The sequence below is a fragment of the Nocardia puris genome (assembly GCF_036051655.1).
In the GTDB taxonomy this organism is placed as follows: Bacteria; Actinomycetota; Actinomycetes; order Mycobacteriales; family Mycobacteriaceae; genus Nocardia; species Nocardia puris.
Genome location: NZ_CP107943.1, coordinates 4,179,808 through 4,205,758 on the forward strand (window position 1 = coordinate 4,179,808; position 25,951 = coordinate 4,205,758).

A 25,951-nucleotide genomic window follows, 5' to 3' on the forward strand; every position below is an offset into this window, starting at 1 on the left:
CCGGAGCGGTCGGATGAAACGGATGCCGCCGCCGCGGCGCTACTGTGCGCATTGCGGGACCAGGCTGAACCGGTACAACGACGAATCCGTGTGCGCGGCTTGCGAACCCAGGATCCTCGAGCCGCCCGACCTGCCCCGCGAATTCTGGCAAACCGACCTGATGCACGACGCGCTGGCTACCTGGCATATGGGTCGCGTGATCTACGCCTACCGAACCCACCCCTTCCACGGCCGCCCGCTGGCGCAGGAAATGGTGGCCGGCTGGCTCAACCTCACCCAGGGCCAGCTGAGCAGACTCGAGAACGGTGCCGCACCAGAACAGCTGAGCAAACTCATCCACTGGGCCCAGACACTGAAGATCCCCGGCGATCTCCTGTGGTTCAAACTGCCGATGCGAAACGCCGATACTCTCGAGGATGTGAACCGCCAGGGATTCCTGCGAACCGCGGCAGCGATCACGCTCGCCCCCGCGACGCTGCTGGAGCTGATCTCCACCCTCAAATCGACGCCCGTACCCTCCACGGTCGGCGAGGCGGAAATCGAGGAGATCCGGACCGCGGCCAAACAGATCAGCTCGTGGGACGCCGCCGACGGCCGCGGTCTGGTACGCGAAGCCGTCCTCGCGCAGCTGCGTCACGCGGTGCGCCTGCTCGACGCGAACGCGACACCGAAAGACAAGGCCGAACTCCGCTCCGCGGTCGGGTTCCTCAGCCACACAGCGGGATTCATGGCCTTCGACCGCTACGAGCACACCGACGCACGAGCCATGTTCCAGCTGGCGCTGGACTGCGCCGAGAAGAGCAACGACTGGAGCCTTCGTGCGAAGGTGCTCTCCTCCATGGCCCGGCAATCGATCTGGCGGGGCGATCTCGAGGACGGACTGACCTCGGTCGAGCTGGCCTTCGTCCGATCCGATCGGCTCACCGCGACGGAAAGAGCGATGCTGCACACCACCAAGGCCCGCGCGCTGGCCAAGCTCGGCCGCGTGCAGGACACCGTGACCGAGGTCGGCAGGGCCGACGACGAATTCGCGCGCGCCCGCCCCGACAACGATCCCGCCTGGATGAAGTACTACGACCTGGCGCAGCATTCCGGAGACACCGGGCACGCCCTCTACGACCTCGCCATGGGCGGAGCGTTCGCCACCGAAGCACGACACCGACTCGCGACAGCGGTCAACGGGCACACCGACGCCTACCGCCGCTCCCGCGCCATCTCAGGGATCAAACTGTCATCTCTGGTGATGGCTCTCGGCGACCCACAGGAAGCGACGACCATCGCGACACGGGCACTCACCGACGCGAAAGGCTTGCGCTCCCACCGAGCCGCCGACGATTTGCGAGATCTGCAGAGATTCGCGGCCCGGCGGATAGACCAGCCGGGCGTAGCCAAGCTCAGCAACCGCATCAAGGGACTTGTCGCCATATGAGCTCAAAGATTTCGGCCGATTCAACCGGTGAGGTCCTGCGCGCTGCCTGCAAACATGTCGGCCTGGATTCCAGCGGAGCCGTTGTCCTGAACCGCAGCGAGAATGTCATCTACCGGCTTCCAGGCGCCGTCGTCGTACGGATAGCGCGGCCCGGCCAGCAAGCCGCAGCACAGCGCGAAGTCCAGGTGGCGCGATGGCTCGAATCAGTGGGCATGCCAGCCGTGCGCGTCGTTCCCGAGATCGATCAGCCGGTCGTCATCGACGAGCGCGCAGTGACGTTCTGGCAGGAGCTCCCGCCGCACCGGCACGGCACACCCACCGAGGTTGCTGCCGCGCTCCGAAAGCTCCATGCGCTTACTCCACCAGAGGATTTCGACCTGGGCACCCTGGATCCCTTTGTGCGACTGGATAAGCGAATCCAATCGGCGAGCACCATCTCGGCCGATGACCGCATGTGGATGCGTGAGCACCTAGCCGAGCTGAAAATGCGCTGGGATCAGCGACCGACCGGGCTCCCCTGGTCCGTCGTCCACGGTGACGCATGGGGCGGCAATGTCGTCGCCACCGAGGACGGTCAGGTAATCCTGCTCGACCTGGAACGAACCTCTACCGGGCCACCGGAATGGGACACCGTCCACACCGCGATCAAGTACCAGACGCTCGGCCAAATCAGCGCGGAGCAGTACCGGGCATTCTGCGACGTCTACGGGCACGACGTGACCGAGTGGGAAGGTTACGAGCTACTTCGTGATCTTCGCGAATTCCGGATGACCACCATGGCCGCGCAAACCGCCGTACGCATTCCTGTCGACCGCGCCCAAGCCGATCACCGAATCGCGTGTCTCCGTGGGAAGCTCGGTCCCCGGCCATGGTCGGGATGGCGACCTGTTCCCGGGCCCATGTCCGGGGCCGCGACAGTCGATGAAGACTAGTTTTACAGCCCGCGCCGATGTCGACGGTGGTTGGCGCCGGGGGTAGCTGACTTGACACGGCGACGGCCGGATGTGGTGGTTCGCTTTGGCGCGGGCGCGGGCGAGGGTGGGGCGGGTGTGGTCGTTGTGGATGGGGCGGCGGTGCGGTTGAGTGATCGTGCCCGTTCGATTCGCTGGCGTAGCTCGTCGGCGAAGTCGGCCAGCAGTTCGTCGCGGCCGGGGTAGTTGGGGATCGGTCTGAACTGACCGGAATAGGGCCAATCATTGAGTGCGCGAAAGCGGGCTTGGTCGGTGGAGCGTGGGTCGGGTAGGTGCTGGAGGATCCATCCGTCGGCGCGGTCGCGTAGTTCGCGCGCAGGGTCGTCGGTGAGGAGAAGAGAGGCGCCCAGGTCGTTGTAGTTGTCGGTGGCGATGGCCGCGATGAGCGAACTGGTGTCAAGTTGGTGGGCGCCGGCGAGGGCGATGGTGTCGAGCAAGGGTGTCCAGTGCCGGGATTGGGTGGCGAGTCGGTAGAGGACGGCAGGCAGCGCCCGGTAGAGGCATCGGTCGGTGTGGGAATCGGCGAGTTCCTTGACGTAGGAGTGGTAGTCGGCCCGCATCCGGTCCAGACGGTCGGGACTCACCGCGGAACCGGGTGTCGGTGGTTCGGTGCCGACGGGAGCGGCGGAGCTGAGTGCGAGGGTCTCGTGGGCATTGAGGTCCGCGATCAGGCACGCAGCGTCGTATGCGCTGACGTCGCACAGTGTTTCGGTGTCCGGCATGGCGGTGGCAGTCAGAGTGCCATTGAGTGTTGGGGTTTCTTCCCCCATGGGAGTGGTGACGGCAGAGGTTTCCCGTGAGCGCGCCAGTGGATCGGTGACAGGTGTAGTGGTTGTTGCGCGCGCGAGGACTCGGCGGCGTAGTTCGTGGGCGTAGTCGGCGAGTTGAACGTCGATGCCGGGCCAGGGTGTCGGTACGGGTGGACACTGCCGGGCGGAGGACAGGTCGCGTAGGGCGCGGAATCGTGGCTGTGTCGCGAGGGTGGGAGAGGGTCCGGTGTTGGCTTGCCCGACCAGCGCGAAGAGCGCGTGTTCGTCTGTGGCGGTGAGGGTCTCGTGAGGGGCGATGACGAGCGGGTTGGGGGTGGTTGTTGGGAGGCGGTGCCGGATCCAGCGGTCGGCGCGAGCACGCAGGACCGCGGCGGTGTCGCGGGCGGTGGCGAGGGATTCGCCGAGATCGTCGTAGTTGTTGGTGGCGATACTGGCGACCAGCTCGGCGGTGTCGAAGTGGTGAGCGTCGGCGAGAGCGATCGTGTCGAGCAGATCCCGGTAGGTCGGTGACTGTTTCGCGTCATGGAAGTACATGACCGGTAGGGCCCGATCGAGCAGGTATTCGGCGCGGGCGTCGGCGAGCAGCTGGTGGGCGTGCTGGTAGCTGGCGTGGATGCGGCGGTCGGCAGCGGCTTGTTCGGCGCGCATGATGTCGATGGCGGAGCGGTTGTCGTCCTCGCGGGCGAGCACGCGGGCGAAGCAGCGCAACGGTTCTTGCGGGTCGTCGGGTTGCTGGTCGCCGGAGATGTCGACAAGGGCGTCGGTGGCGAGGTAGAGGCGGTTGAGTTCGGATCCGCGGGTGAGACCGACATAGGCCAGGGCACGGCCGAGGGTGGCGTTGAGGAGCAGGTAGGCGCGGCGCACGGTGATGCCTTGGGCACGGTGGACGGTGGTGGCGTAGCCGAGTTCGACGTGCTCGCTGATGTAGTCCGGTGGCAACAGGACCGATCCGCGGTGGCTGGTACCGGTGACGGTGATCGAGCCGTCGGTGTGGACGCGGCGGATGCGCCACAGGTCGCCGTTGTCGACCTGCGTGCCGTGGCGCCGCCCGCCGATGATCTTCAGGTGGGGGTTGTTGGCGCGGGTGACGACGATGTCGCCGGGGAATCCGCAGTGCCCGTCGGACAACGGAATCCGGCCGCCATCGGTGCGCACGCGTCCGGTGTTGATGTGTGCGGCTTGGGTGGCGGTGTTGAGGGCGGAGACGTCGTTGAGGGTGGCGGCGATCATGACCGAGGAGATTCCGGCTGCGGTGTCGGCCAGGTGTGCGGTGAGGATGGCGGTGCGCAGTTGGTCGCTCATGCCGTGGGTGATCCGGCCGTGATCGTGGTAGAACTCCCACGCTGTCTTGGCGTCGCCGGCGCGGACAGCGAGGGTGGCCTCGGCTTCGTTCGGGTCGTCGAAGCGGACAACCTGTCGAAGCTGGGGAGCGCGGAGATCGCGGGCGATGGTGCGGATGATGCCGCCGGATTCGACGGCGGATAGCTGTTCGGGGTCGCCGATACAGCGGATGATCGCGCCGTGGCTGGTGGCCACTGTCAGGAGTTTGTCGAGGTCGAAGGTGGCGGCCATGGCGGCTTCGTCGATGAGAAGCATCGTGTCGGGTGTCAGTCCGGTGGGGACTCCGAAGGTGATTTGGGCGAACAGTTTGTGCAGGGTGCGGGCCGGGGCGTGGAGGCTGGCGCCGAGTTCGCGGGCGGCCGAGGCCGACGGTGCCAGCGGGATGACGGTCCGCCCGGCCGCCTGCCACGCTTCGGCGACAGCTTTCATGGCGGTGGTCTTGCCGGTGCCGGCCGGGCCGATCGCAACCGCGAGCCGCGTGTCGACGGTGCACAGATAGCGGGCGATCGCACGCTGGCCGGGATTCAAGTGGCAGGATTCGCGGGCTTCGACGCGCTTGATCGCCTTGTCCACAACAGGAGCGGATAGCTGTCCGCGTACGGGCGTCCGGGCAGCCTTGAGCAGACGTGTTTCGGCGTCCAGCACGGCGGGGGAGGTATATCGGATGGAGCCGGTGGTGGTGAAAATGCTCTCCCCGGACGCCCGTGCCACGGCGGCTGGGACAGGATCCGGGTCGATGCTCAGCTGGATCGAGTGCCTGTCGCGGACCAAGGCAGTGACGTGGGCGACCGCGTCGCGGTGTGCTTGGTCGGAGGCGAAGTCGCAGACGGCGAGGCGGTCCTCGACCACGGAGGCAATGTTGGCTTCGGTCCATGTAGGGCGGCGCCGTCCCACGATCTCGGTGACCTCGACCGCGATGACCGCAGGATCGTAGACGCTGCGCTTGTGCACGGCGCAGATCTCGTCGATCCGATCGAGCACGGCCTGCTCCGGCTCGGGGACGAGCCGGGCAACTACCTGCGCACGAGCGGCGGTCCGCGCCTGCGGCGAATCGAACAAGCAGCGATCGAGCTGGGAATTGATCGCGTACTCGAGTTGCGCTGGAGCAGCGGCCGGCAGCGCGGCGATACCGCCGAGGTCGACACCGACCGCGGCCGCGGTTTCGTTCGGATCGAAGGGCCGGGGCGCGTCGGGATGGGTGTGTTCCCAGTGCAGGCGGTCGACGAATTCCTGCCCGCTGCGGTGGCCGAACACGGCGCGGAATCGGACGCCCCATTCGGCGATCATGTGCCGCAATGTGGTCGGCAACGGCTTGTGCTGGCGCGTCTCGAGGGTCGCTTGCTGCGCGAGTTTGTACTGGGTGGTCAGCTTCGGGTTGTGTCCGTGTGTGTCCCGGTAGTGGGCGGCGAGTTGTTCGAAGCGGGCCAGGATGTCGTCGCGGCGGGAGAATTCGGCAACCATGGCTTCGGTTACGCCGACGACTTCGAGCACGGGCAGTTTGCCGCGCCCGCGGGTGCGTTCTTCGAAGCGCCATCCCATGCGCCGCTTGAGTTTTCCGACGATGGTGGCGTTGTAGCGGCATGACAGCGACACCGCTGCCGCGTAGAGCGCTCGCGCATCCAGCGCCGACCATTCGCCGTCGGAGCCGAGGACCTTTCCCGAAATCACCGCGTGCGTATGCGGATTCATGTCCCCTGCACGGTTGTCGTAGTGGGTGAACGCGGCGATGATCAGCCCGGTCGCGTCGATCTGCCTGACGCCGTTCGCGCCGCGGCGGGTCACCGCGTAGCGGGATTCGGCGTACTCCAGCACCTCTGTCACGGCCTCGAGGTGGCATTGCCAGATCTCGCGGCGCACCGCATCCGAACCCAGCCCCCACAGAATGCTGATCGATTTCTGCGGGGTGAACACGCAATCGAACCCGGCCACTGCCTTGCGCGTGCGGACTTTCTCCGCCGCCAGCGCCTCGGCGATCTCAGCGCGGTCCGGGACGCGACCGAGTGTCGTGGCGAGGTGTTCGCGGGCGGCATCGGTGCGCAGGATGGTGCGCTCGTCCCAGTCGGGCCGGCACCGCTGGGTGAGGGTGAATTCGTCGACCTTGCGGTCGAAAATGTTGCGAATGGGGCTGGGCTCGGTGGAATATTCGTAGAAGATTCTGCCGATTTGGGCGGCTTCGACCGCCTGTTTCGCCGTCTTCCCTTCGGCGATCGCCGCGGCGATGATGGCGTCCGCGTCAGGGTGCAATCCTTCCCCGAATAATGCCTGCATCTGTGCTTCGGTCACATTTCCGGACAAGCCGAGTGCACGCGCGCCGCGGCCCATCCATACACCCGGTGGGGTGCCGTGCTCGGTGTAATAGTCGGTGAGGTCACGGGTGCGGTCGCGCAGGCGATCACCGCTGGCCACTTGCCTGGTCAGGTACTCGTAGCCGTCTCCGGCGTGTAAGCGGTGAAGGGTCATCACCTCTTCGAAAATAGCGCGGAATGTAAACTCTAAAAAGACATTACCCACGAGTAAGCATGTGAATGCAAGAGGTGTGTCGATGAATAGAATAAATCCCATATGGGGAGTGATGGTGAGGAATTTCTGGAGGGATTGATGAATGTAACGAAGGGGTGGGATGTTGGATGAAGAGAGGAAATGAATGAATGATTCACCGCGCGGGACAGGCCGGGCGAAACGGTCCCGGGCGCGGGATTCGGGAAGGGAGGTCCGCGATGGCGGATACAGGGAATGCGCGCAAGTGGGCGCACGGGGTGATGGCGGAGATGCTCGCCGAGCAGGCCCGACTGGTGCGGGCGAACGAGTCCGATCTGGTGGAGTTCGGCAAACTGTACGGGCGGCTGAGGCGGGCGGCGTGCAGGCGGGACACCGCGATCGCCGCCGCGAACGCGCGATATGCGCGGGTGGAAGCGGAAGCCGAAGCCGGGGCAGGAGCCGCGCTGGCGCGCCTGCACGGACGGGGCATGAACGAATCGCAGTTGTGCGCGATCACCGGGCTCGGCGTGGGACGGGTTCGGCAACTGCTGCGTAGCGCGACACTGGACCCCGATCCTGGTGAGGACACGGGGATCGGGGAGCGCGATCTACCGGTAGCGGTCGTCGAAGTGGATGAGGGTGCAGCGGGGGATCATCCAGCGCAGGCCGGGCAGGGCGAAGATGCGCAGGGCGATGGGCGAGGCCCACGCGCCGTGCTTGAATGCGTACGCCCAGTGCCCGGCCAGCCAGATGACCAGGCCGAGCGCGAGCCACCCCAGTCGGCCGGGAATCGCGCGAGCCGGGGTCAACACCAGCGCGAGCAGTGAGTCGAACACGATGAAGAACCCGACGATCCGAGCCAGAGTGGGGAACGCCCACCACAGCAGCAGCGCGGCAAGTACGGCGACGGCCGCGATCCAGATCAGTCCCACGATCGATCTCCTTCCTCCGTGAATGGCTCACGGGCGGTCGAGGTGTTCACCGCAGCCCTGCGCATGCACGGGTTCGGTCGTAGTAGCGGGCCTGGCCGATCAGGCGCTCCTCGTGCTCGCACAGGGCGTGGATGGCGGCGGCGTCGAGCAGATCGTCACGGGCGACGATCAATTCGCGGACCTGACGCGACAGCATCAGCAGCGCTAACCAGGCCCCCGGCACCACCACGGACGGGACAGGTGAGGATTCGCGGACAGACATCGACAGCCACCTCCTGGTTGTCGTGCAGAACAGCAGCAGGGAGCCGCTCACGGATGAGCGGCTCCCTGCGTAGGTGACAGCGATCAGAAGCCGGGCTGATCCCCGACACCGGCACCGACCAGAGCGCGGTCACCGCGGCGGGCACCCGGCTGCTCATCGTCGGCCGCCTCGCGGACGTGCACCTCGGCAGTGACGTACTTGAGCGACGGCCCGATGTCATCGACGATCAGCTCAGTGATCCACTGCATAATGCCGTTGCGGTCCTCATAGCTGCGCTGACGCAGCCGACCGAAGACGACCGCCCGCATGCCCTTGGCCAGCGTGGCCGCGACATGATCAGCCAGCTCGGCCCACGCCACGCACCGCATGAACACCGTGGCACCATCGCGCCACTCGTTGGACTCACGATCGAACACGCGCGAGTTCTGCGCGACGGTGAAGTTCGCGACGGTCTGGCCGCTGGGCAACAGCTTGTGCTCGGGGTCAGCGGTGAGATTACCCATAACCGGGACGACGATTTCTCCAGCCATGACAATGCACTCCTCGAATGAGAAACGGAATTGGACTGACCCCAACCCCTCCCGACCCCCGATCCGGAGAACTCCGTGATCGGGCGGTGCCTGGAGGGCTGGCGATCTGCGGCTTCGCCATCAGGGGAGGGCCGGGCCCTGCGGGCCGGCGGGGGTTCTGCGGTGCGGGGATGGGGATCGCCGCGCTCTTTGCGGCGACCGGAGCGCCAGCGGAGGTTCGTCCCCATCGCCGTGCCGCAGGTTCATCGGCGGTTTACCCGACCACCCCTGATCCCCTTGGGGCAGATCGCCAGCACTCCGGACACCAGCTCGATCCGCGCACTGCTACTTGCCTGGGACCGCCGGACAGTTCACCCGTGCGCTCAACGTGACATGTCGAGGACTGGGACGCCAGTGCGGCGATGAGACGCGCGAACTGCAAGGTGTTGTTGGTGGGCATCGGGGTTCCCTGGTTAGAGTTGGAGGGGTCCCGGGCAGGTAAGGACTGCCCGGGACCCACTGTGTGCGGGGGATTTAGGCGGCGACGGGGGCCGCCCACCGCTCCATCTGTTCGCCGGTGATCGCCTCGACCAGCGCGGAAACGATGACTTCGGCCGCGGGCGGGGTGACGGCGTTGCCGTACTGGCGCACGCGTTCGCGTTTGTTGCCCAGTACGACGTAGTCGCGGGCGAACGCCATGGCCAGACCGATCTCGTCCGGGTCGAGCATGCGGAAACGCACGTCGTCGATATCGAGGTCGGCCATGGTGTCCGGATTGACCAGCGCGAACCGGTCGCGGGTGGAAACCGTGGGTACCGGTTGCCCGATGGGGCGGGCCAGTCCGTTGCTGTAGTAGGGCAGCAGTAGTGCTTCGCGGACCTGCTCGGGCAACGGGTCGGGGGTGACCAGTCCGTGGTGGTTGCCGCTGGCGGTCACCGTTGCCAAGGGGTCGGTGGCCGGGCGGGCGTCGGATGCTCCGCCGCGCAGTTCGGCGATGAAGGGCAGGAATGCTATGCCGGTTTCGGCGCGGGTGGTCTGGGTGCGTAGCGGCAGGCTGGCCGGTACCGCTTCCTTGCCGTCGCGGCCTTCGCACGGCACGACCAGGGCGTGGTTGCTGCCGTCGGCGACGATGGTGGCCAGTGGATCCAACAAGCCCACCGTGCGGGCGCGGTCGGACCGCAGCAGCGCCAGGAACGGGGCCGGGATCGCCAGTGCGTCGTTCTCGCGGGTGGTGCGCGTGCTCAGCGGCTCGGTGACCGGGGCCGCCGCGTCGCGCCAGGTGCCTCCGGCGGGGACCATGAGCGGGATGGCGTAGCGCTGCAACCCTGCCCGGATGCGGGCCATGGTCTTCTCGGCGAGGGGGCGGTCGCGGTCGCCGATGCGCTGGCCCGGTATCGACCAGTCGATGACGCTGGCGGCGGGGTAGGCGGGCGGTTCCACGATCGTGTTGCGACACCGGACGTGCGGGCACCGGTAGATGTACTGCTGGCGGTAGCGGCCCATATCCGCGCCTGGCGTTTTGAACACCTGCATCGCGTGGACCCATTGATCGCAGGAGGGGCAATAGGCCAACGGGCGCAACCATTTCGACCAATCCGGTGTGCGGCCCAGCTTGGTGTCCCAGTAGGCGACGTACAACCGGTCGCGCGACTGTGGTGCGACCGGGGTACGTGCGGGCTGGGCGTGCATCGAGTTCAACGCGATAACCCGTGTCTGGTAACCGAGTTCGCGAATCGAAGCCAGCCAGTGCGACCATTTGTCCCACTGGCGGACATCGACCACGTTCTCCACTACTCCGGCACGGATACGCCCACCGCGGGCGATCACCGTACGCAGGTACAGCGGAACCTCTTCCATGAGAGCGCGGCTGCGGTCGGCCTCCTCGTCGCGGGGAGTATCGAATAGGTCACCCTGCATGGTGGCGTCGTAGTCGCGTTTCTTGCCTCGCGCGACACTCCATTGCGGGCACTCCGGAGACGCCCAGAAGATGTCGGCGACAGGCAATGTCGCGACTCGCCTGCGTCCGTCTTTGCTGCTGAGATCTCCGCAGAAGTGGTCGGCGAGAGGGAAGTTGGCAGAGTGAGATTCGATGGCGCGGTCCCAGTGGTTCGCGCCGAAGAACACTTCGACGCCGGGTACTTGGCCCATCGCCTGCGAGTCGCCACCGGCGCCGCAGAACCACGACATGGCTTTCAACATGGGTGCGTCCCTTCGTATTCGGACGTGGGTCGGACACGACGAAGGGCCAGGCAGGTAAGGACTGCCTGGCCCTTCGAGGTGCGGGAGCTAGTTGATGAGTGGCTAGAACGGGTTGTGGTCGTGGACGGGCAGCACGTGGCCTGGCGGATAGCCGAGCAGAGCCTCGATCGGGTCGCTGAACATCGCGCTGCCGCCGGCGTAGTTGCCGCTGTGGGCTGTGTAGTAGACGGCCGGTTTATCCGGGTCGAGTTCCAGCGGTGTCAGGTTAGGCGTATTTCTGGGGCGGTTGTCTGCCGTCGAGCCGGTAGCGGTATTCGATGTACACGACCACCGCCGGGGCGGTGGCGCTGAGCCGGCTTTGCCGCCACCAGGGTGTGGCCACGACCCGACCGCCGTTGGTCTCGTCGATGAGGCCGACCACGGTGAGCTGATCGTGGCTGGCAGTGATACCGCGGTCTTGGTTGCGTTCACCGACCGGTAGACGTCCACACGTAGGCCGAACACCTCGGACCAATTCATGCCGGACATTCGTGAGGTCCTCTCTCAGAAGCGAATTCGGCGTCCGGAATCCCAGGTGCCGGAGCGGCACGGCGCGGGATCGATCCCACGATCCGGCAGGTGACTGCTTGTCCGAGGTGTTCGCCCGCGCATTCGGGGCTGGGGTCCGGGATGCGCTGGACCTGTTGCTCGGATCGTCGCGCGCGGGTTTCGAGTTCGTCGATTTCGCTGCCGACGCTGGATTCGTAGTAGTCGAGGGCTGCAGTGTGGTTGTCCGGATCAGGCAGAGAGGCGGCTTTCCACATGCGCAGGAACAAGCCGACTGCGGCAGCGGTCAGAGGCGCGGTGAGGCTGGCGCGGTGGGTGAGCAACAGGACTTCCACCGCCGTACCAGGGCGGGTGTCCGCACCCGCGGCGACGCGTTCGAGAAGCTCGCGGCAGTGTGCGCGCAGCAGCATCTCGCAGTACAGGTTCACATTGGTCAGCTGCATCAGGTAGAACGCGTGGAACAGCACATCGGCCTGGCCGGGGTGGCGCTGCTGAGCAGCCGCGATTTCCTCTTCGGTCCACTGGTGCTGCTCGGCGTAATTGCCGCATATCCTGCTGACCTGGCGGAGCAAGAGCTCAGCGGTGGCGGTGCCGATCGTGTCGAAATCCATTGCTGCTCAGTCCTTTCGGGAAACGGTAGATGGACCGGGCGCGAGTGCGTCCGGTCCATCAAGGGGAGGTCGTTGTGTGGAGGCCAAGCTGTGGCCACCAGGTACGGCACTACGGCCCGTGCCGGTTATGCCGAAATTCGTTGTTGCCACCTTTGTTTGGAGTTCGAGAGATGAATTGATCCCATCGCGGCATGCCTGCGGACCTAGTCCGGATCGGGGGTGGAGCTGCGATCAGGACGGTTGGTGCGGATGGGCCGGACGCGATGGACATGGGATGTGTCGCGTAAGTCGTCGTCGCCGTGGTCGTCGCAATAGGCCGTGGAGAGCCAGCGGCGAATCCCCCAGCGCTCCAGATCGATCCAGCGGGTCGCGGGCTTGTTGCATCCGAAGATCCAGCATCCGATCGAACCGTCGGGGAGCCGGTTGAAGTGCTGCACAGTCGATTTGCTGCTTCCCTTACCCATGACAGGAGAGTCCTTTCCGTTGGAGGAGAGTCGGCGCCGTCGGATCGTGGTGGCGGCACGATGAAGCCCCGCGCTGAGGCGGCGGGCAGGAGACCGGTGGCGCGCCGAGGCTTGGGGTGATTCAGTCGGGCTTGCCGCGGATGACGGTCCAGGTGACCGCTTGAAGGACCGTCGGGGTGATCGAGTGGTCGTGAGCGACGTGTCGGTAGAGGTCGGCGGCGGCGTCGTAGAAGCCGACGCGGCGCAGGCGGCGGGCCGGGTCCGAGATTCCGGCGACGCGTGCGGACCAGACGTCGATGACAACGGCGTCCGGGTCACCGAGGATCGCGGCGGCGAAGGCACGGGTCTTCGGTGCGGTCGCGGCGAACGTCGTCCACGGATCAGCGGCGACGAGAGCGGCGCGAGCACGGCCGACATTGGCACCGATCGCCCCTCGTGCCTCGCCGATGGTCAGTAGAGCGCGGGCGAAGCCGATCGTGCGCGCCCAAGGGGTGCGGGGCGAGAGGTGCGCGAGCACGATGGCGGCGGTCTCGACGGCGACCTCGCCCTCGATAGCGAGCTGGGTGGCGAGAGCACGTGCGTCGGGATACCAGCGGCGTCCGGCCTCGAGATCCTGTGGCGTCGCGGCGGCGAACACCCGAGCAATGTTGCGGGCGATGCGGCGAGGTGAGAGCCCGGCCGTGATGATCGGATCACACGACATCGGGTCACCACCGGGACGAATCCGTGACAGCGGGAGCGACCGTATGGGCGATGTTGTCGTCCGAACCCGTGACGGTGAATACGGTTGCGCTGCTGTCGAAATCGAGCCGTGCCTCGCGGGCCAGGCGCGCCGCGTCGCACGGAGTCCCAGCGGTGAGGTCGATTTCCCAAAGCACACGAAACTCAGGCATGAGCACTCCTCGGGAGCGGAAGGAAAGACTGCGGGACGGAAGGCCAGCGGCGGAGATCACTGCGGTCGGGCCAGACGGCGCGGCCGGTTGGCGCCGATGGTGAAGCCGCTGGCGATCGTGCGATACATCTCACGGGCGGTGAAATTCTGGATTCCGATGTGGCCCTGCGCCGCGGCGGCAAGGGAGTCACGGGTGAACAGCTGGTCGAGTTCTCCGCCCGCCACCAGACGGCCGAGAGTGAACGAGGCGCGGAACAAGGTGATGTTGCGAACGCCCGGCTCCGCTGCGCGGACGTTGTGGGTTTCGGCGGCGACGATGGCGTTGAGGTAGGCGTCGAGACTGCGGGGCGGTGTCGACATCGAACGGTTCGGGGAAAGTGGCTGTGGCGCAAGCAGTTCGACTATCCAGTCCGGCAGCACCACCGGTGGACGGGCAGACAGAACGCGGTAGGAGCCTGGTCCGATCCGCGATCCTGCGGCCACGACGTAGCCGCCGTGTCCCCGCGAGTCGATTCCGGCACCGATTCGAGAGGCGGTATTGGGCAGGCGCATACCGGCGGGAACCCGGTAGTAGAGGTGACGGCCATTCGGTGTCGCCACCGCGAAGGTGAGCAACGACGCCCGCGCCGATGCATCAACCGCGAGCTGGCAGAGGGTGTCGGCCCCGTCGTGGTCATGGCGGGTGTCGAGGTCTATCACATGCAAATCGCTGGGGCCGGTAGCGATTCCGATGTTGTAGGTGGGATTGCGTGTCCACCATCGAGTGATGCGATCGTGGTCGGTCGTGGCCTGGTTTGGCCAGGCCACGATGGCGGGACGTTTGGAGCCTGGCCGCAAAGGAAAGACCATCCACCCCCGCTCCGCCGCAGCGTAGGCGGCGTCACGGAATCTGTTGGGGGACACGGCGTATTCCTCCTCAAAGTGGTCGCGCCGGGCCCGGCTCTCCTGAGTGGGAGGGCCAGGCCCGGCGCGATGTGTGGATAGGTGCTCAGGGTCACGAAGTGGCCGCAGCGGGTTCGGGTGTCCAGGACACGACGGTGCGCCCGGAGGTCAGATCGGTGATCTCGATCGAGTCGACCGTTTCGCCGCATGCGTGGTTGTGCGCGACGATCTGTTCCGGTGTCGGCGTGTGCGCGGTGCACGCGTGCGCGACGGTGAGGAAAGGGGCCATCGATCCCCGGATGGTGGTGCGGGTCGTGGCGGCGACGCCTTTGCCGAAGTGCTCGGCCAGCTCGCAGCGTGGTGGCAGTGCCACAACGACTTTCGCGCCGACACTCAGCTTGTGCAGGACCTGGCCCTCGCGTGCGAGCCACCACCCGCCACGGTGGCGGCGCACCACATAGTCGAGCGGAAGTCGCGCGGTGAGCGCTCGGGCACCGGCCGCAGTGAGCGACCCGGAAACAGCTACGCGCATCTCGTCACCGCGATCTGTGACCGTGAACGCGGAATCGATGGTGTAGGTCGCGGTGCGGCGTTGCTGCCGCCCGCCGGTGGAGTCGCGGGTGAACGCCACGCCGGATGAGACCCGCCGTGCCGGGCCGCCGAGTTCGCGGCGCGCTGCCGCGGCCAGCTGGGCCGACCAGCTGGCCTCGGAGATCGGCGGATCATCGATCGACCGCGACAGCGTGACATGCAGCATCGAACCTTCGCGCTGCGCGACCACGGTGCTGCCCTGCGGGTTCTGGTATGCCGACATCGAGGGAACCTCCTTGAAAGCGATAGGGATTCACCAGCCGACCCCTGGGCGTGAAACGTGGCCGTGCTGGATCGGCGATGGGGTGAAGGATGGGGATCGGCTGGCGTGGGCCCGATGACATGCCCACGCCAGCCGACGACAACGCGCCCGGGGCCAGTCACAACCGCGGCGGCACCAGGACTGGCCGTGACGTGCGGGTGTGGTCGGTGGGGCGCTATACGCGGATACCGGCGGCGGGGAGGGCGGTCAAGCCGTTCCGCCGACGATCGGTGCCGGATATGTGACGGTTTGTGCCTGTTGGTGTGAGGCGCGGTGCGGCTTGACCGCCCGCGCCGCCGGTGTAGCGTGCGCCCGCCCACCGACCACCCGTACGCGACGAAACCGACACCCCGCACCTGATAAGGTCTGCGGCAGGATCGTCATCGCCCCTTTTCCTCGGGCGGGGGCAGCGTATTTGCGGGCACCGCTATCGTGTGGGTCCAGAATGGCTGACCAAGGTCTGGCGAATATCGTCTGCGCAGGTCACCAACTGTGCGTCACCGTCCGCGATGAATCGGTGACAGCCCGCTGACGCTGCCGAGGTCACCGGTCCGGGAACCGCGAGCACCGGGCGGCCGAACCGCGCGGCCCAGCGCAACGTGGACGCCGCCCCCGAGCGCGCCCCGGCCTCCACGACGACAGTCGCTGCTGACAACGCCGCGACCAGCCGGTTCCGGTCGAGGAACGTCTGCCGCCGAGCGGTCGAGCCCGGTGGATATTCGGTCACCACCAGCCCGTCGTCGGCGATCGCGTCCAGCAGCCGGTCGTGCGCGAACGGGTACGGGCGGTCGAGCCCGCACGGCATCACCGCCACCGTCACCCCGCCGACCGCCATCACCGCGCGATGCGCTGCCGCTTCGATGCCGAACGCTGCGCCAGCCGCCACAGTCCAGCCCGAACCCGCGAGATCAGCAGCGATCTCGGTGGCGACATGGTTGCCGCAGTCGGTGCTGGCTCGTGCTCCGATCACCGCGACCGCACGGTCGGTGACCTCCCGCAGCGACCGGTCCCCGCGCACCCACAACGCGACCGGCGGTGCGTCACCGACGTTGTCCGAGCGCGACGGCAGGCACTCCAACATCTCCTGCGGCCATTCGTCATCCTCGGGAGTCACCAACCGGCCGCCCAGACGCTCCACCAGGTCCAGATCCCGCGCCGCGGCCTTCAGGCCGGAGGCACCACGATCGAGGACATTCTGATCCACTGGTAGATCACCGGATTGCAGCATCAGGGCCGCTCGGCTGGGGCCGATCTGATCGATCAGCGCAGTCAGCGGGCCGCACGGACCCGATGCCGCGCGAGACAGTAACGCCCATGCCAGACGGTCAATGCTCATCGCGCGCCCTCCGTGCCGGAATCGGCTGTGGCGGCACCGATATCGACGCGCAGATCAGCGGCGGCTTCGATCCCGGAGTTGACGAGCTTGGCCAAGCGCGCGGGCGGCAGCGCCGTCTGCAACCCGATATCGAGTAGAACCGCCATCCTGTGCTCGGGATCAGAGGCCAGCGCCTGCTCGAGGGCAATCCCGGCCAGCACACCGTCGCCACGCAGATACGCACTGAACGCCAGCAAGGTAGCGGCCTCTGCTCGATCCGGGTCGGGCAGTGCACGCGTGAGAACACTCCACAGGTGCTCGGCAGCGTGCGCGTGCGCACCACCCGCGACGCCGAACATGACGTCGCGGACGGCCAGATCACGCAGCGCGACACTGACTTCGGCGATCGCGCGCGCCGGAATCGCCACCACGGCACGAGCCTGGGCGATGACCGACAGCACCCGACACAACGCCATCCTGGTGTAGGCGTCAGGATTGTTGATCTGGATCGCACGAGCCAGCCGCCGCTGCGCATCGGCGGCCGCGTCCGGCAGGTGAGCCAACACCTGTGCGCGCATCACTTTGTCGATGGCGATGAAATCGACCAACTCCTCTCGCGACGATCGCAGCACACGACCGGCAAAAACGTGTTGGGCAGCTACCTGCGAGGCCGAAGGGTCCGGCAGAAGACCGTGGAACTCCGGTGATTCGATGTTCCACCAACGAGCGGCTTCGCTGATCCGCGGCATTGCCCATGCTCCGGCGAGTACGACATCGCAGGCGGCCAGATCCTGTCGTAAACGATCGACCAGCCGTTGATGCTCGACATCGTTGGCACCGCAAGCGTCGTCGGGACGCGAGGCACGGTCATCGATGATCACCGCCAGCGCATGGACAGCACCAGAGCTCCGGCAAACCTTTACAAGGCGCTCCGGCAGCAGCGAATCTTGCCCTGCAGGAGGCAGATCGAGACGAGCAACGACCTGCACATCATGGGTGTGGGCAGACGATTGGCGCAGCACAGCGACGACCAACGACCGCTCCGGGACGAATCCCAGCATCGCCGGCACCGCGGCGATGAACTGACCAGGTTCCTTCAGCACAGCTTCGAACGACGACATCGACGACTCCTCAACGAGACGAGCCCGATAAGCGCGCCGAAACACCCGCGTACAGGTGTCCGCCGCGCCTTCGGGGCGGTGGGCGCAACGCGTCGACACCGGCGGCGTCAGTGGGCGGTCAAGCCGAGAAACCCACTCGTCCGGCCACGGTCGAACTGTCGGCACCTACCGTGGTCGGCACACGCGGCTTGACCGCCCACGCCGCCGGTGTAGCGTGCGCCCGCCCACCGCCCCAAAGGCCGCGTGGCGATATCGCCTAGTCGTTGATTCGACTGTCCAGTGACGAGTCCGGCACAGACAGGACCGAATTCCGTGATTGCGGTTCAGGATTCGAGCTGCCTAGCGCATCCAGACACATGGGGTTCACGGGCCTGGACAGAGCATGGTTGCCCAGTAGGTCACGCGCCTGACTGATAATCCGGCTGACACTCGAACGGCTGCGATCCATCTCGCGAGCGATCTGCGAGGGGCTCCACCCATCTTCGTGATGACGGGTGGGGACTCGCGCCACCACCGTGGGGTCACGGCGCCGGGCAGGGTCGCTCGCGCATATGAGTCTCGCGACCTGGATCCAGGATTCATCGCTGCGGGAGGGCTGAGCTGGTGTGCGCACATCGGAAGCGCATTCGTGGGCGTCGGGCACAGGGCCTGGGTCTGATTGATCGGGTGAGTTCTGCGTGCACAGAACTGCGGCAACTGGTGGCAGCATTGGCGAAGCCGCGTGCGCACGGGTGGTGATCGGGGTATGGGCGATGGCGAGCAGGGCGAGCGTCGCCTGGGCCTGGGAGCCCTCGACGATGACGGGCCAAATCCAGGCTTCCCGTTCCGAGATTCCGGCCATGACCGCGAGATCGCGCAGAGCGGTGAAGGACAACCGGAACGCCCCGGCCGCGATCAGCATGGTCATGAACGTCGTGAGCAAGTGGATGAGCCTGGATCGGGCGTGCGCACGCAGCAGCATCGTGACGCCGTGCACCGCTGTCATCAGCGCGACCGGGGGCACGACGGCGACCGCCGCAGCCACGATCGCCAGTGATCGAGCGTGCAGTACGGCGTGCACCGCATTGCCGGAGATGCTCACGGCGACGGACACGATCAGCACACACCAAAAGAAGCGGACGGAAGCAGAGGAGCCGAACTCGGAACGGGCATGGACGGGCTGTGCGCACTCGATTGCGCTCGTGCGCACGGAAGACCGGATAACGGTCATGAAGAACTCCATCAGCGTCGGACACCCGACCGCGCTTCGCGCCGGTGCCACACACGGGCTATTGCGCGGTCGGGTGCGGATGTCGAATCAGGCTGCGGCGAGTGGATGTGGTTCGCCGGTGAGAGTGGCCAGCGCGAGCGCGACCTCCTCGAGGCAGGCCCGCACGTAGGTCGCGGTCGAGCCGTCGGATTTGCTCTCGGCGTGGCCGGCATAGGCGCGGGCGATGGCATACCCGAAGGTTCGCTCGACCCAGGTCAAGGTCGTGTGCCGGAGCCAGTGCGTGCTGATCTGCTGCTTCTCCACCCACGGCAGCTCGAGTCCGATGCGGGTCCACAGGCCGTCGTAGCGGCGGCGCGTGATGGGTTTGCCGCTGCGGTAGCGCAGCAGTTGTTCGCCGGGATGCGCGCCGCGCGTCTGGGCATGGTGGAGCAGGTTGGCCATGAGTGTCGGGGAGACCGGTTGCCACCGTGAGACTTTGCCCTTTTCCCGTAGGAAGATCAGGCATTGCTGCGGATCCAGATCCTCCGGCCGCAGCGCCAGTGCCCCGCCGCGACGGCACGCGGTCTCCGAATGCAGCCGCAGCAGGAGAGTGTCCAAATCCGGGTCGTTGCCGGTAGTCGCCGCGACATGGGCGATCTCGGCGATCTGGCTCAGCGGCAGCCCTCGACGGGTGGACGGGACTCGGCGAGGTTTGGGCACCCGGCGCGCCGGATTGTCACCCGGGCGAATCAGTCCGTCGTTCTCCGCCTGCCGGTACAGGAACCGCAGGGCACCGATCATGGCTTCGGCGGCTCCGCGGCCATCGCGGGCATTGCGATCCTGCTTGGCGTTGCGCCGCGCGGTGTCTCGCATATCGGTGATCTCACCGACGGTCGGCTCGTCGAGGCGACGTGCGCCCCACAGCTTTTCGAGTGCCTTCCAATGGGTGTTGTAGGTCTTGAGGGTTCCCGGTGCGACCACCCTGGCTCTCACCACGGGGATGTACTCGGCGAAAGTTGGTGCTGTCGCGCGGATATCGAGCAGGTCAGCGGGGGTGATGCCCATCCGGGCCAGGAGCGTGCGGGCGGCGTCGAGTTCGGCCTCGTTGACCGGTTGCGCAGAGGTGGTCACTGCTGTCCACCCCCGTCGATCTGATCGCAGATACCTGCGACGAGAGTGTCGAATGCGTTCTGACAGACGATGATCAGCCGATTCTGATCCGGGTGCGCGGCCAGCAGCACCCGGTGGCCGATACGCACCCGCGCCGCCCGCCGGATCCGAGCGGGGATCGGCAATTGGCCGTTGCGGGCGATGGCGTACACGCCGTCCGATGGCGATGTGACAAGGATTACATCGGGCAGTACGGGCTCGATATGGATCGGCGTTCCCGCCTCCCAGCCCAACGACGACAGGACCGATCGTTCGGCGATCCGACCGGCATAGTTGACCAAGACCGACCCGAAGACCACCTTGACCCGGCTATAGGACGTGGGCGGCATCGCCTCGAGTCGTCCGCGCGCACGCGGGACGACAACCGATTCGGGAGAGGGCAAAGGAACGACCGGCGGAACAGTGCCGACCTGGTTCTTTGAAGGAAAGCCGCTGGTAGAAGGGCCGCCAGAAGCGTGTTCCAGTGCACTAGAGCACGGAACACGGTTGTTCTGTTCGTGAGTAGAGAAAGGGTGCGCCATCAGGGACTCGAACCCCGAACCCGCTGATTAAGAGTCAGCTGCTCTGCCAATTGAGCTAATGGCGCCTGCCCCGTGTTCCGGTGCGGGACAAACAGTAACAGGAGAGGGCCGGAGATGTGAAATCGCCTGGTGAGGCGTGTTCGCGGGCCGGCGGCCCGGTGTTAACGCCGCGGGGGTGCGCGGGGATCTATGGGGTGGAACTCGGCTCGTGTCGTGCGGTGTCGGCGGTGGTTCGGTCGCGGTGGGGCTGGCAGAATGGCAGGCGTGGTCTCGACCGGTCCCGCCCGGCGCGGTGGGTTGAGCTTCCAGTAATCGGTCGGATCCGAAGCCGTCGGCGCTTGGTGAGCGGCGCCGGGACTTGAAACGGGGTTGATGATGAGCGTTGGTCGAGGTCGACATCGGCCGTTCCGGAGAGTCGGCGGGCCGGTGGCCCTGCTCGCGGTGGTGGTGCTCGGATTGACGGCGTGCGGGGCGTCCTCGGGTAGCACCGTCGACGTGGCGATCGACAGCAATCCGATCACCGAGCTGATCAAGCCGAAGCTGGTGTCACCGGTGAAGGACGGCGACAAGGGCGTCTCGCCCGCGATGCCGATGGCGTTCAAGGTCGACGACGGCAAATTCACGAATGTGACGTTGACCAACCCCGACGGCAAACAGGTGCAGGGCACGCTGGCGGCGGACGGCCGCACGTGGGAGACGGCGGAGGTGCTCGGCTACGGCCGCACCTACCAGTTGACGGCCGACGCGATCGGTCTCGGCGGCGAGAACTCGACCCGGCTGAGCTTCACGACGAGTTCGCCGAACAATCAGACCAAGCCGTATCTGACGGTCGCCGAAGGCGAGGTGGTCGGTATCGGCCAGCCGGTGGCGATCCAGTTCGACGAGAACATCCCCGACCGCAAGGCCGCGCAGGAAGCGATCGAGATCACCACGACGCCGGCGGTGGAGGGGGCGTTCTACTGGGTGAACAACCGCGAGGTGCGCTGGCGGCCGGAGCATTTCTGGGCGCCGGGGACGCGCGTGGACATCAAGGTGAACGTCTACGGCAAGGATCTGGGCAACGGGCTGTACGGCCAGCAGAACATCACCTCGCATTTCGTGGTGGGTGACGCGACGATCTTCACCGCCGACGACAACACCAAGCAGGTGACGGTCGAGCAGAACGGCCAGGTGGTGCGCACGATGCCGACGGCGATGGGCAAGGATTCCACGCCCACCCCGAACGGCGTCTACATCATCGCCGACCGGCACGAGCACATCATCATGGACTCGTCCACCTACGGTGTGTCGGTGAACTCGGCCGACGGATACCGCACGCCGGTGGACTGGGCCACGCGCATGTCCTACAGCGGCATCTTCTTCCACTCGGCGCCGTGGTCGCTGGGCGATCAGGGGTACCGCAACGTGAGTCACGGTTGCTTGAACCTGAGTCCGGAGAACGCGCGCTGGGTGTTCAATACGGCCAAGCGGGGCGATATCGCGATCGTGAAGAACACCGTGGGCGGCACGCTGTCCGGTGTGGACGGTCTGGGCGACTGGAACATTCCGTGGGAGCAGTGGAAGGCCGGTAACGCCGACATCGGCTGACCCTGGTACGACGAAGGCCCCCGGTTTCGAGATCGGGGGCCTTTCTTCGTGGTTCAGGGGATGTTCGGGCCCGGGGTGCCGTCGCAGGTGAGGTTGCGGTTCATGGCGCTGCCGACGGCGGCGCACACCAAGGGCCCGCCGAAGATGAGCTGTTCCAGCGCGGCCCCCGACCCGCTGTCACCGGATCCGGTGGTCGTGGTGCCGCCGGACGATCCGGTGTCGAACGCCGACCCGCTGGTGATCCCGGCCGATCCGGTTCCGGCTCCGGTGCCCGCGGGCAGGTCGATCGGGGTGGGGGCGACGGCTGCCGTCGCGGTCCCGCCGGACCCGCCGACCAGGGCCGCGCCGACGAGTGCTGCGAGAACGGCGGAACGCTTCACGAAGTGCTGTCCTTCTACTCTCCGGGCGGATGTCACCGCGACACCGCCCAACCCGGCATCCTACGTCGCCGTCGGGAGATGAGGACCACATTCGGACACGAATATGTTTCACACCACTAGGGGCTGTGCGACCGGCTCGGCACCGGGTTCTCTGGGCGCATTCCCCGCTCGGCCCGACTCGATCTGACGGGATGCAGCCGAACGCGGTCGACTACTCGAATGGGCCGTCCCGACCTGCCGCGATCGAGGCCGCGAACCCGACCGCGCCAGTAGTCGCGTGGCGTCAGTCCGACTGCCGCAGATCGTCAGCCGGGTGGTCGCAATCGGTCAGCCAGACTGTCGCAAACGGTCAGTCTGAGCGTCGCAATCGGTCAGTCACGACTGTCGCAAACCGTCAGTCAGAGCGTCGCATATCGTCAGCCAGCGCGCCACGAACCGTCAGGTAGAGCGCCGTGTACCGTCCGTCAGGACGCGAAGCCTGATCGGCCACCGGTCCCTTTTTGGTGCTCTTTCGCGGACAACACGCCCACCAACGGAAAAGACCCGGGTGGGCCGATTTCTCGGACCACCCGGGTCTGGGAGGGTGAGTGACGGGACTCGAACCCGCGACAGCCAGGATCACAACCTGGTGCTCTACCAACTGAACTACACTCACCGTGGCCGGTGAAACACCGGCGCGGTAGATACTAGCGTGTCGGCCCGCCGAATCCCTAATCGGTTTCCGGCGCGCCGTTGACCTGGGCCGATGCGGCGGGTCGTGGGGTGCCGCCGAGTGCGGAGGCCACGGCGTTGATCTCGGCGGAGGAGGGGCCGGGTGGGGCGACGAAGGCCGTGCGGCGGTAGAACTCGAGCTCGCGGATGGACTCCTTGATGTCGGCGAGGGCGCGGTGGGTGAGGCCCTTCTCCGGCTGGCCGAAGTAGATGCGCGGGTACCAGCGGCGGCACAGCTCCTTGATGGAGCTCACGTCGATCATGCGGTAGTGCAGGTGGCTGTCCAGCGCGGGCATGTCGCGGGCGATGAAGGCCCGGTCGGTGGCGATCGAATTCCCCGCCAGCGGAACGGTTCCCGGGGTGGGCGCGTAGGTCTTGATGTAGTCGAGCACCTGCTGCTCGGCCTCGGCCAGCGTCACGGTGGAGCGGCGGACCTCCTCGGTCAGCCCGGAGCGCGCGTGCATGTCGACCACCACCGGGGGCATCGCGGCCAGCGCTTCGTCATCGGCGTGGATGACGATGTCGACGCCGTCACCGAGGATGTTGAGATCGCTGTCGGTCACGAGCGCGGCCACCTCGATCAGCTTGTCGCCGTCGAGACGCAAGCCGGTCATCTCGCAATCCATCCACACCACAAGTTTGTCGGACACGCAGGCAACATTACTGCCACCTCGGTGTGCACCTTCGGTGAACAGCCCTGTTCGTTTCCCTCGCGCGCGTCGCGGCGCCGGCGACACCACCTCGGCTATCACCCCTCCGATCGCGGTCGCCGGGACTACAGTTTCGGCAGGGTCCCGCCCCACGACCGGCGCGGCGCCCGGTGATGCGGTTGGCGAGCGGTACCCGGACGGAGGACGTGCGATGACCACCCCCCAGGAGAAGGCGGCAGCGGCGCGCAAGGCGGCCGAGGAAGCGGCGCGCGTGGCGGCGGAGGCGGCCGCCGCGGCCGAAGCCGCCGAACGCGAAGCGGCGGAGCACCAGGTCGCGACCGACGGCGCGGGCGCGACCGCCGAGGACCCGGATCCCGCGGGCGCCGCATCCACCGCCGCGAGCGCGAACGCCGCCGCGAACACCGGCACATCGTCGCCGGACGCGGACGCCGCCACGAAACCCGCCGCCGCCGAATCGAACTCGGCCGCCCAGGAGATCGCTTCCGGCTACGCCGCCGAGGGCGCGGCTCTGGAACTCGGCACGGTCGTGGTCGACGGCACCGTCGACCCCACCGCCCGCGTCCGCATCCCGATGCGCACCCTGAACCGCCACGGCCTGGTCGCGGGGGCCACCGGCACCGGTAAGACCAAGACTTTGCAGGGCATCGCCGAACAGCTCTCGCAGGCGGGCGTTCCCGTGGTGCTGGCCGACATCAAGGGCGACCTGTCCGGCCTGAGCCAGCCGGGGGAGGCGAACGACAAGATCACCGCACGCGCGAAGGAGACCGGCGCGGAAGGCTGGGCGCCGAGCGGATTCCCCACGGAGTTCGTCTCGCTCGGCACCGGCGGCATCGGCGTGCCGATCCGCGCGACGATCACCTCGTTCGGCCCGGTGCTGCTGAGCAAGGTGCTCGACCTCAACGACACCCAGGAGTCCACGCTCGGCCTGATCTTCCACTGGGCCGACCAGCAGGGCCTGGCGCTGCTGGACCTGAAGGATCTGCGCGCCGTCATCACCCACCTCACCAGCCCGGAGGGCAAGGAGGATCTGAAGGGCATCGGCGGCGTCTCGGCGCAGACAGCGGGCGTGATCCTGCGCGCGCTGGTGAATCTGGAGGCCGACGGCGGCGACACCTTCTTCGGCGAACCCGAACTGGACCCGGCCGATCTGCTGCGCGTCGCGGGCGGGCAGGGCGTGATCACGCTGTTCGAGCTGGGCGCGCAGGCGGCGCGGCCGGTGATGTTCTCCACGTTCCTGATGTGGGTGCTGGCCGATCTGTTCCAGACGCTGCCCGAGGTGGGCGATGTGGACAAGCCGAAGCTGGTGTTCATCTTCGACGAGGCGCACCTGCTGTTCGCGGACGCGTCGAAGGCGTTCCTGGAGCAGGTCGAGCAGACCGTCAAGCTCATCCGGTCCAAGGGCGTGGGCGTGTTCTTCTGCACCCAGCTGCCCACCGACATCCCGAATCCGGTGCTCTCGCAACTGGGTGCGCGCATCCAGCACGCGTTGCGCGCCTTCACCCCCGACGATCAGAAGGCGCTCTCCAAGACGGTCCGCACCTACCCGAAGACCGCCGTCTACGACCTGGAGAAGGCCCTCACCTCGCTCGGCACCGGTGAGGCCGTGGTGACGGTGCTCTCGGAGAAGGGTGCGCCGACGCCGGTGGCCTGGACCAGGATCGTGCCGCCGCGCTCGCTGATGGACACCATCGGCGCGGACGCCATCAAGTCCCGCGCCTTGTCGAGTCCGCTGGCGGGCAAGTACGGACAGACCGTCGACCGCGAATCGGCCTACGAGATGCTGGCCGCGAAGCTGGCCGCCGCACCCGCCGAACAGCCGGAGGCCGCGCGGGCCCCCGGCCGTTCGCCGAGCAACGCCGAGGAGGACTCGGCCGCCGAGCGCATCATGAAGAACCCGGCGGTGAAGAGCTTCCTGCGCTCGGCCGCCTCCGCCGCCGGCCGCGAGATCAGCCGCAGCCTGTTCGGCACCCGCAAACGCCGCTGAGCGGAGGCTGTCGACCGTTGAGGTCGTGAACGGTCGACGCAGTGATCTGGTCGACCGTGCTCGGCGGCCGACCCGGGGTGCGCGGGAGCCGAGCCGGTGCCGTCCGGTGCCCGGGAGCCGGACTTGGCCGAGCGCGACCAGGCGGTGCCCGGGCCGTGGTTGA

At 67.0% G+C, this 25,951-nt stretch carries 23 protein-coding genes and 2 tRNA genes; 4 read left to right on the forward strand and 21 right to left on the reverse strand.

Annotated elements, in window-relative coordinates:
- The first annotated feature begins 13 nt into the window (after window positions 1–13).
- Window positions 14–1,429, forward strand: coding sequence for an ATP-binding protein (locus OHB21_RS19210; protein ID WP_235210895.1), 1,416 nt, complete (start codon window positions 14–16; stop codon window positions 1,427–1,429).
- On the forward strand, window positions 1,426–2,361 hold the full coding sequence (locus tag OHB21_RS19215) for a phosphotransferase enzyme family protein (protein WP_081872557.1): 936 nt from the start codon (window positions 1,426–1,428) through the stop codon (window positions 2,359–2,361). The genes OHB21_RS19210 and OHB21_RS19215 overlap by 4 nt, the downstream gene beginning before the upstream one ends.
- A 2-nt stretch (window positions 2,362–2,363) precedes the next feature.
- On the opposite strand, the gene mobF is transcribed toward OHB21_RS19215, so the two are convergent.
- From mobF to OHB21_RS19305, 18 genes are all read right to left on the reverse strand, one after another.
- Window positions 2,364–7,073, reverse strand: a complete 4,710-nt coding sequence (gene mobF / locus OHB21_RS19220) for a MobF family relaxase (RefSeq protein ID WP_081872559.1) — start codon at window positions 7,071–7,073, stop codon at window positions 2,364–2,366.
- A gap of 524 nt (window positions 7,074–7,597) precedes the next feature.
- The gene (locus OHB21_RS19225; protein ID WP_051727609.1) at window positions 7,598–7,921 is read right to left on the reverse strand and encodes a hypothetical protein; all 324 of its coding nucleotides are present in this window, start codon (window positions 7,919–7,921) and stop codon (window positions 7,598–7,600) included.
- A 46-nt stretch (window positions 7,922–7,967) separates the two neighbouring features.
- The gene (locus tag OHB21_RS19230; RefSeq protein ID WP_148310750.1) at window positions 7,968–8,183 is read right to left on the reverse strand and encodes a hypothetical protein; all 216 of its coding nucleotides are present in this window, start codon (window positions 8,181–8,183) and stop codon (window positions 7,968–7,970) included.
- An 83-nt stretch (window positions 8,184–8,266) separates the two neighbouring features.
- Entirely contained in the window at window positions 8,267–8,713 is a 447-nt protein-coding gene (ssb, locus tag OHB21_RS19235; protein ID WP_029894503.1) for a single-stranded DNA-binding protein, read from the reverse strand.
- Between the two features lie 513 nt (window positions 8,714–9,226).
- Window positions 9,227–10,891, reverse strand: coding sequence for a DNA cytosine methyltransferase (locus OHB21_RS19240; RefSeq protein ID WP_051727610.1), 1,665 nt, complete (start codon window positions 10,889–10,891; stop codon window positions 9,227–9,229).
- A 265-nt stretch (window positions 10,892–11,156) separates the two neighbouring features.
- Entirely contained in the window at window positions 11,157–11,312 is a 156-nt protein-coding gene (locus OHB21_RS19245) for a hypothetical protein (protein WP_158439838.1), read from the reverse strand.
- 94 nt (window positions 11,313–11,406) lie between these two features.
- Window positions 11,407–12,048 carry a hypothetical protein gene (locus OHB21_RS19250; protein ID WP_051727611.1) on the reverse strand — a complete coding sequence of 214 codons (642 nt, stop codon included), beginning with the start codon at window positions 12,046–12,048 and terminating at the stop codon, window positions 11,407–11,409.
- 203 nt (window positions 12,049–12,251) lie between these two features.
- Window positions 12,252–12,512: a hypothetical protein gene (locus OHB21_RS19255; RefSeq protein WP_148310420.1), complete on the reverse strand. Its 261-nt coding sequence runs from the start codon at window positions 12,510–12,512 to the stop codon at window positions 12,252–12,254.
- A gap of 121 nt (window positions 12,513–12,633) precedes the next feature.
- Window positions 12,634–13,215, reverse strand: coding sequence for a DUF7178 family protein (locus OHB21_RS19260; RefSeq protein WP_029894509.1), 582 nt, complete (start codon window positions 13,213–13,215; stop codon window positions 12,634–12,636).
- Between the two features lie 4 nt (window positions 13,216–13,219).
- On the reverse strand, window positions 13,220–13,405 hold the full coding sequence (locus tag OHB21_RS19265; protein ID WP_148310421.1) for a hypothetical protein: 186 nt from the start codon (window positions 13,403–13,405) through the stop codon (window positions 13,220–13,222).
- 56 nt (window positions 13,406–13,461) lie between these two features.
- Complete coding sequence (locus OHB21_RS19270) at window positions 13,462–14,307, reverse strand: bifunctional DNA primase/polymerase (protein WP_029894517.1); 846 nt, start codon at window positions 14,305–14,307, stop codon at window positions 13,462–13,464.
- 91 nt (window positions 14,308–14,398) lie between these two features.
- A complete protein-coding gene (locus OHB21_RS19275) occupies window positions 14,399–15,100 on the reverse strand; it encodes a hypothetical protein (RefSeq protein ID WP_029894519.1) in 702 nt (233 codons plus the stop codon).
- A 466-nt stretch (window positions 15,101–15,566) separates the two neighbouring features.
- Window positions 15,567–16,475, reverse strand: a complete 909-nt coding sequence (gene dprA, locus OHB21_RS19280; protein WP_081872562.1) for a DNA-processing protein DprA — start codon at window positions 16,473–16,475, stop codon at window positions 15,567–15,569.
- Entirely contained in the window at window positions 16,472–17,575 is a 1,104-nt protein-coding gene (locus OHB21_RS19285; protein ID WP_051727614.1) for a DUF4192 domain-containing protein, read from the reverse strand. Before OHB21_RS19285 ends, dprA begins: the two co-directional genes overlap by 4 nt.
- A gap of 256 nt (window positions 17,576–17,831) precedes the next feature.
- Window positions 17,832–18,797, reverse strand: a complete 966-nt coding sequence (locus OHB21_RS19290) for a DUF2637 domain-containing protein (protein ID WP_051727615.1) — start codon at window positions 18,795–18,797, stop codon at window positions 17,832–17,834.
- 75 nt (window positions 18,798–18,872) lie between these two features.
- Window positions 18,873–19,895 (reverse strand): tyrosine-type recombinase/integrase, encoded by a 1,023-nt coding sequence (locus OHB21_RS19295; protein WP_029894527.1) that lies wholly within the window; start codon window positions 19,893–19,895, stop codon window positions 18,873–18,875.
- A complete protein-coding gene (locus tag OHB21_RS19300) occupies window positions 19,892–20,263 on the reverse strand; it encodes a hypothetical protein (protein ID WP_029894528.1) in 372 nt (123 codons plus the stop codon). The genes OHB21_RS19295 and OHB21_RS19300 overlap by 4 nt, the downstream gene beginning before the upstream one ends.
- Before the next feature lie 184 nt (window positions 20,264–20,447).
- Window positions 20,448–20,520: transfer RNA gene (locus OHB21_RS19305), tRNA-Lys, on the reverse strand.
- Between the two features lie 307 nt (window positions 20,521–20,827).
- Here OHB21_RS19305 and OHB21_RS19310 point away from each other — a divergent pair.
- Complete coding sequence (locus OHB21_RS19310) at window positions 20,828–22,042, forward strand: L,D-transpeptidase (RefSeq protein WP_067511279.1); 1,215 nt, start codon at window positions 20,828–20,830, stop codon at window positions 22,040–22,042.
- A gap of 53 nt (window positions 22,043–22,095) precedes the next feature.
- Here the strand turns inward: OHB21_RS19310 and OHB21_RS19315 are convergent, their stop codons facing one another.
- From OHB21_RS19315 to orn, 3 genes are all read right to left on the reverse strand, one after another.
- Window positions 22,096–22,422: a hypothetical protein gene (locus OHB21_RS19315; RefSeq protein ID WP_067511278.1), complete on the reverse strand. Its 327-nt coding sequence runs from the start codon at window positions 22,420–22,422 to the stop codon at window positions 22,096–22,098.
- A 582-nt stretch (window positions 22,423–23,004) separates the two neighbouring features.
- Window positions 23,005–23,077, reverse strand: a tRNA-His gene (locus tag OHB21_RS19320).
- Window positions 23,078–23,132: 55 nt separating this feature from the next.
- Window positions 23,133–23,783, reverse strand: a complete 651-nt coding sequence (orn, locus tag OHB21_RS19325; protein WP_195126460.1) for an oligoribonuclease — start codon at window positions 23,781–23,783, stop codon at window positions 23,133–23,135.
- Window positions 23,784–23,994: 211 nt separating this feature from the next.
- Between orn and OHB21_RS19330 the strand changes: the two genes are divergently transcribed.
- A complete protein-coding gene (locus OHB21_RS19330; RefSeq protein WP_195126461.1) occupies window positions 23,995–25,788 on the forward strand; it encodes a helicase HerA-like domain-containing protein in 1,794 nt (597 codons plus the stop codon).
- Window positions 25,789–25,951: the final 163 nt, after the last annotated feature.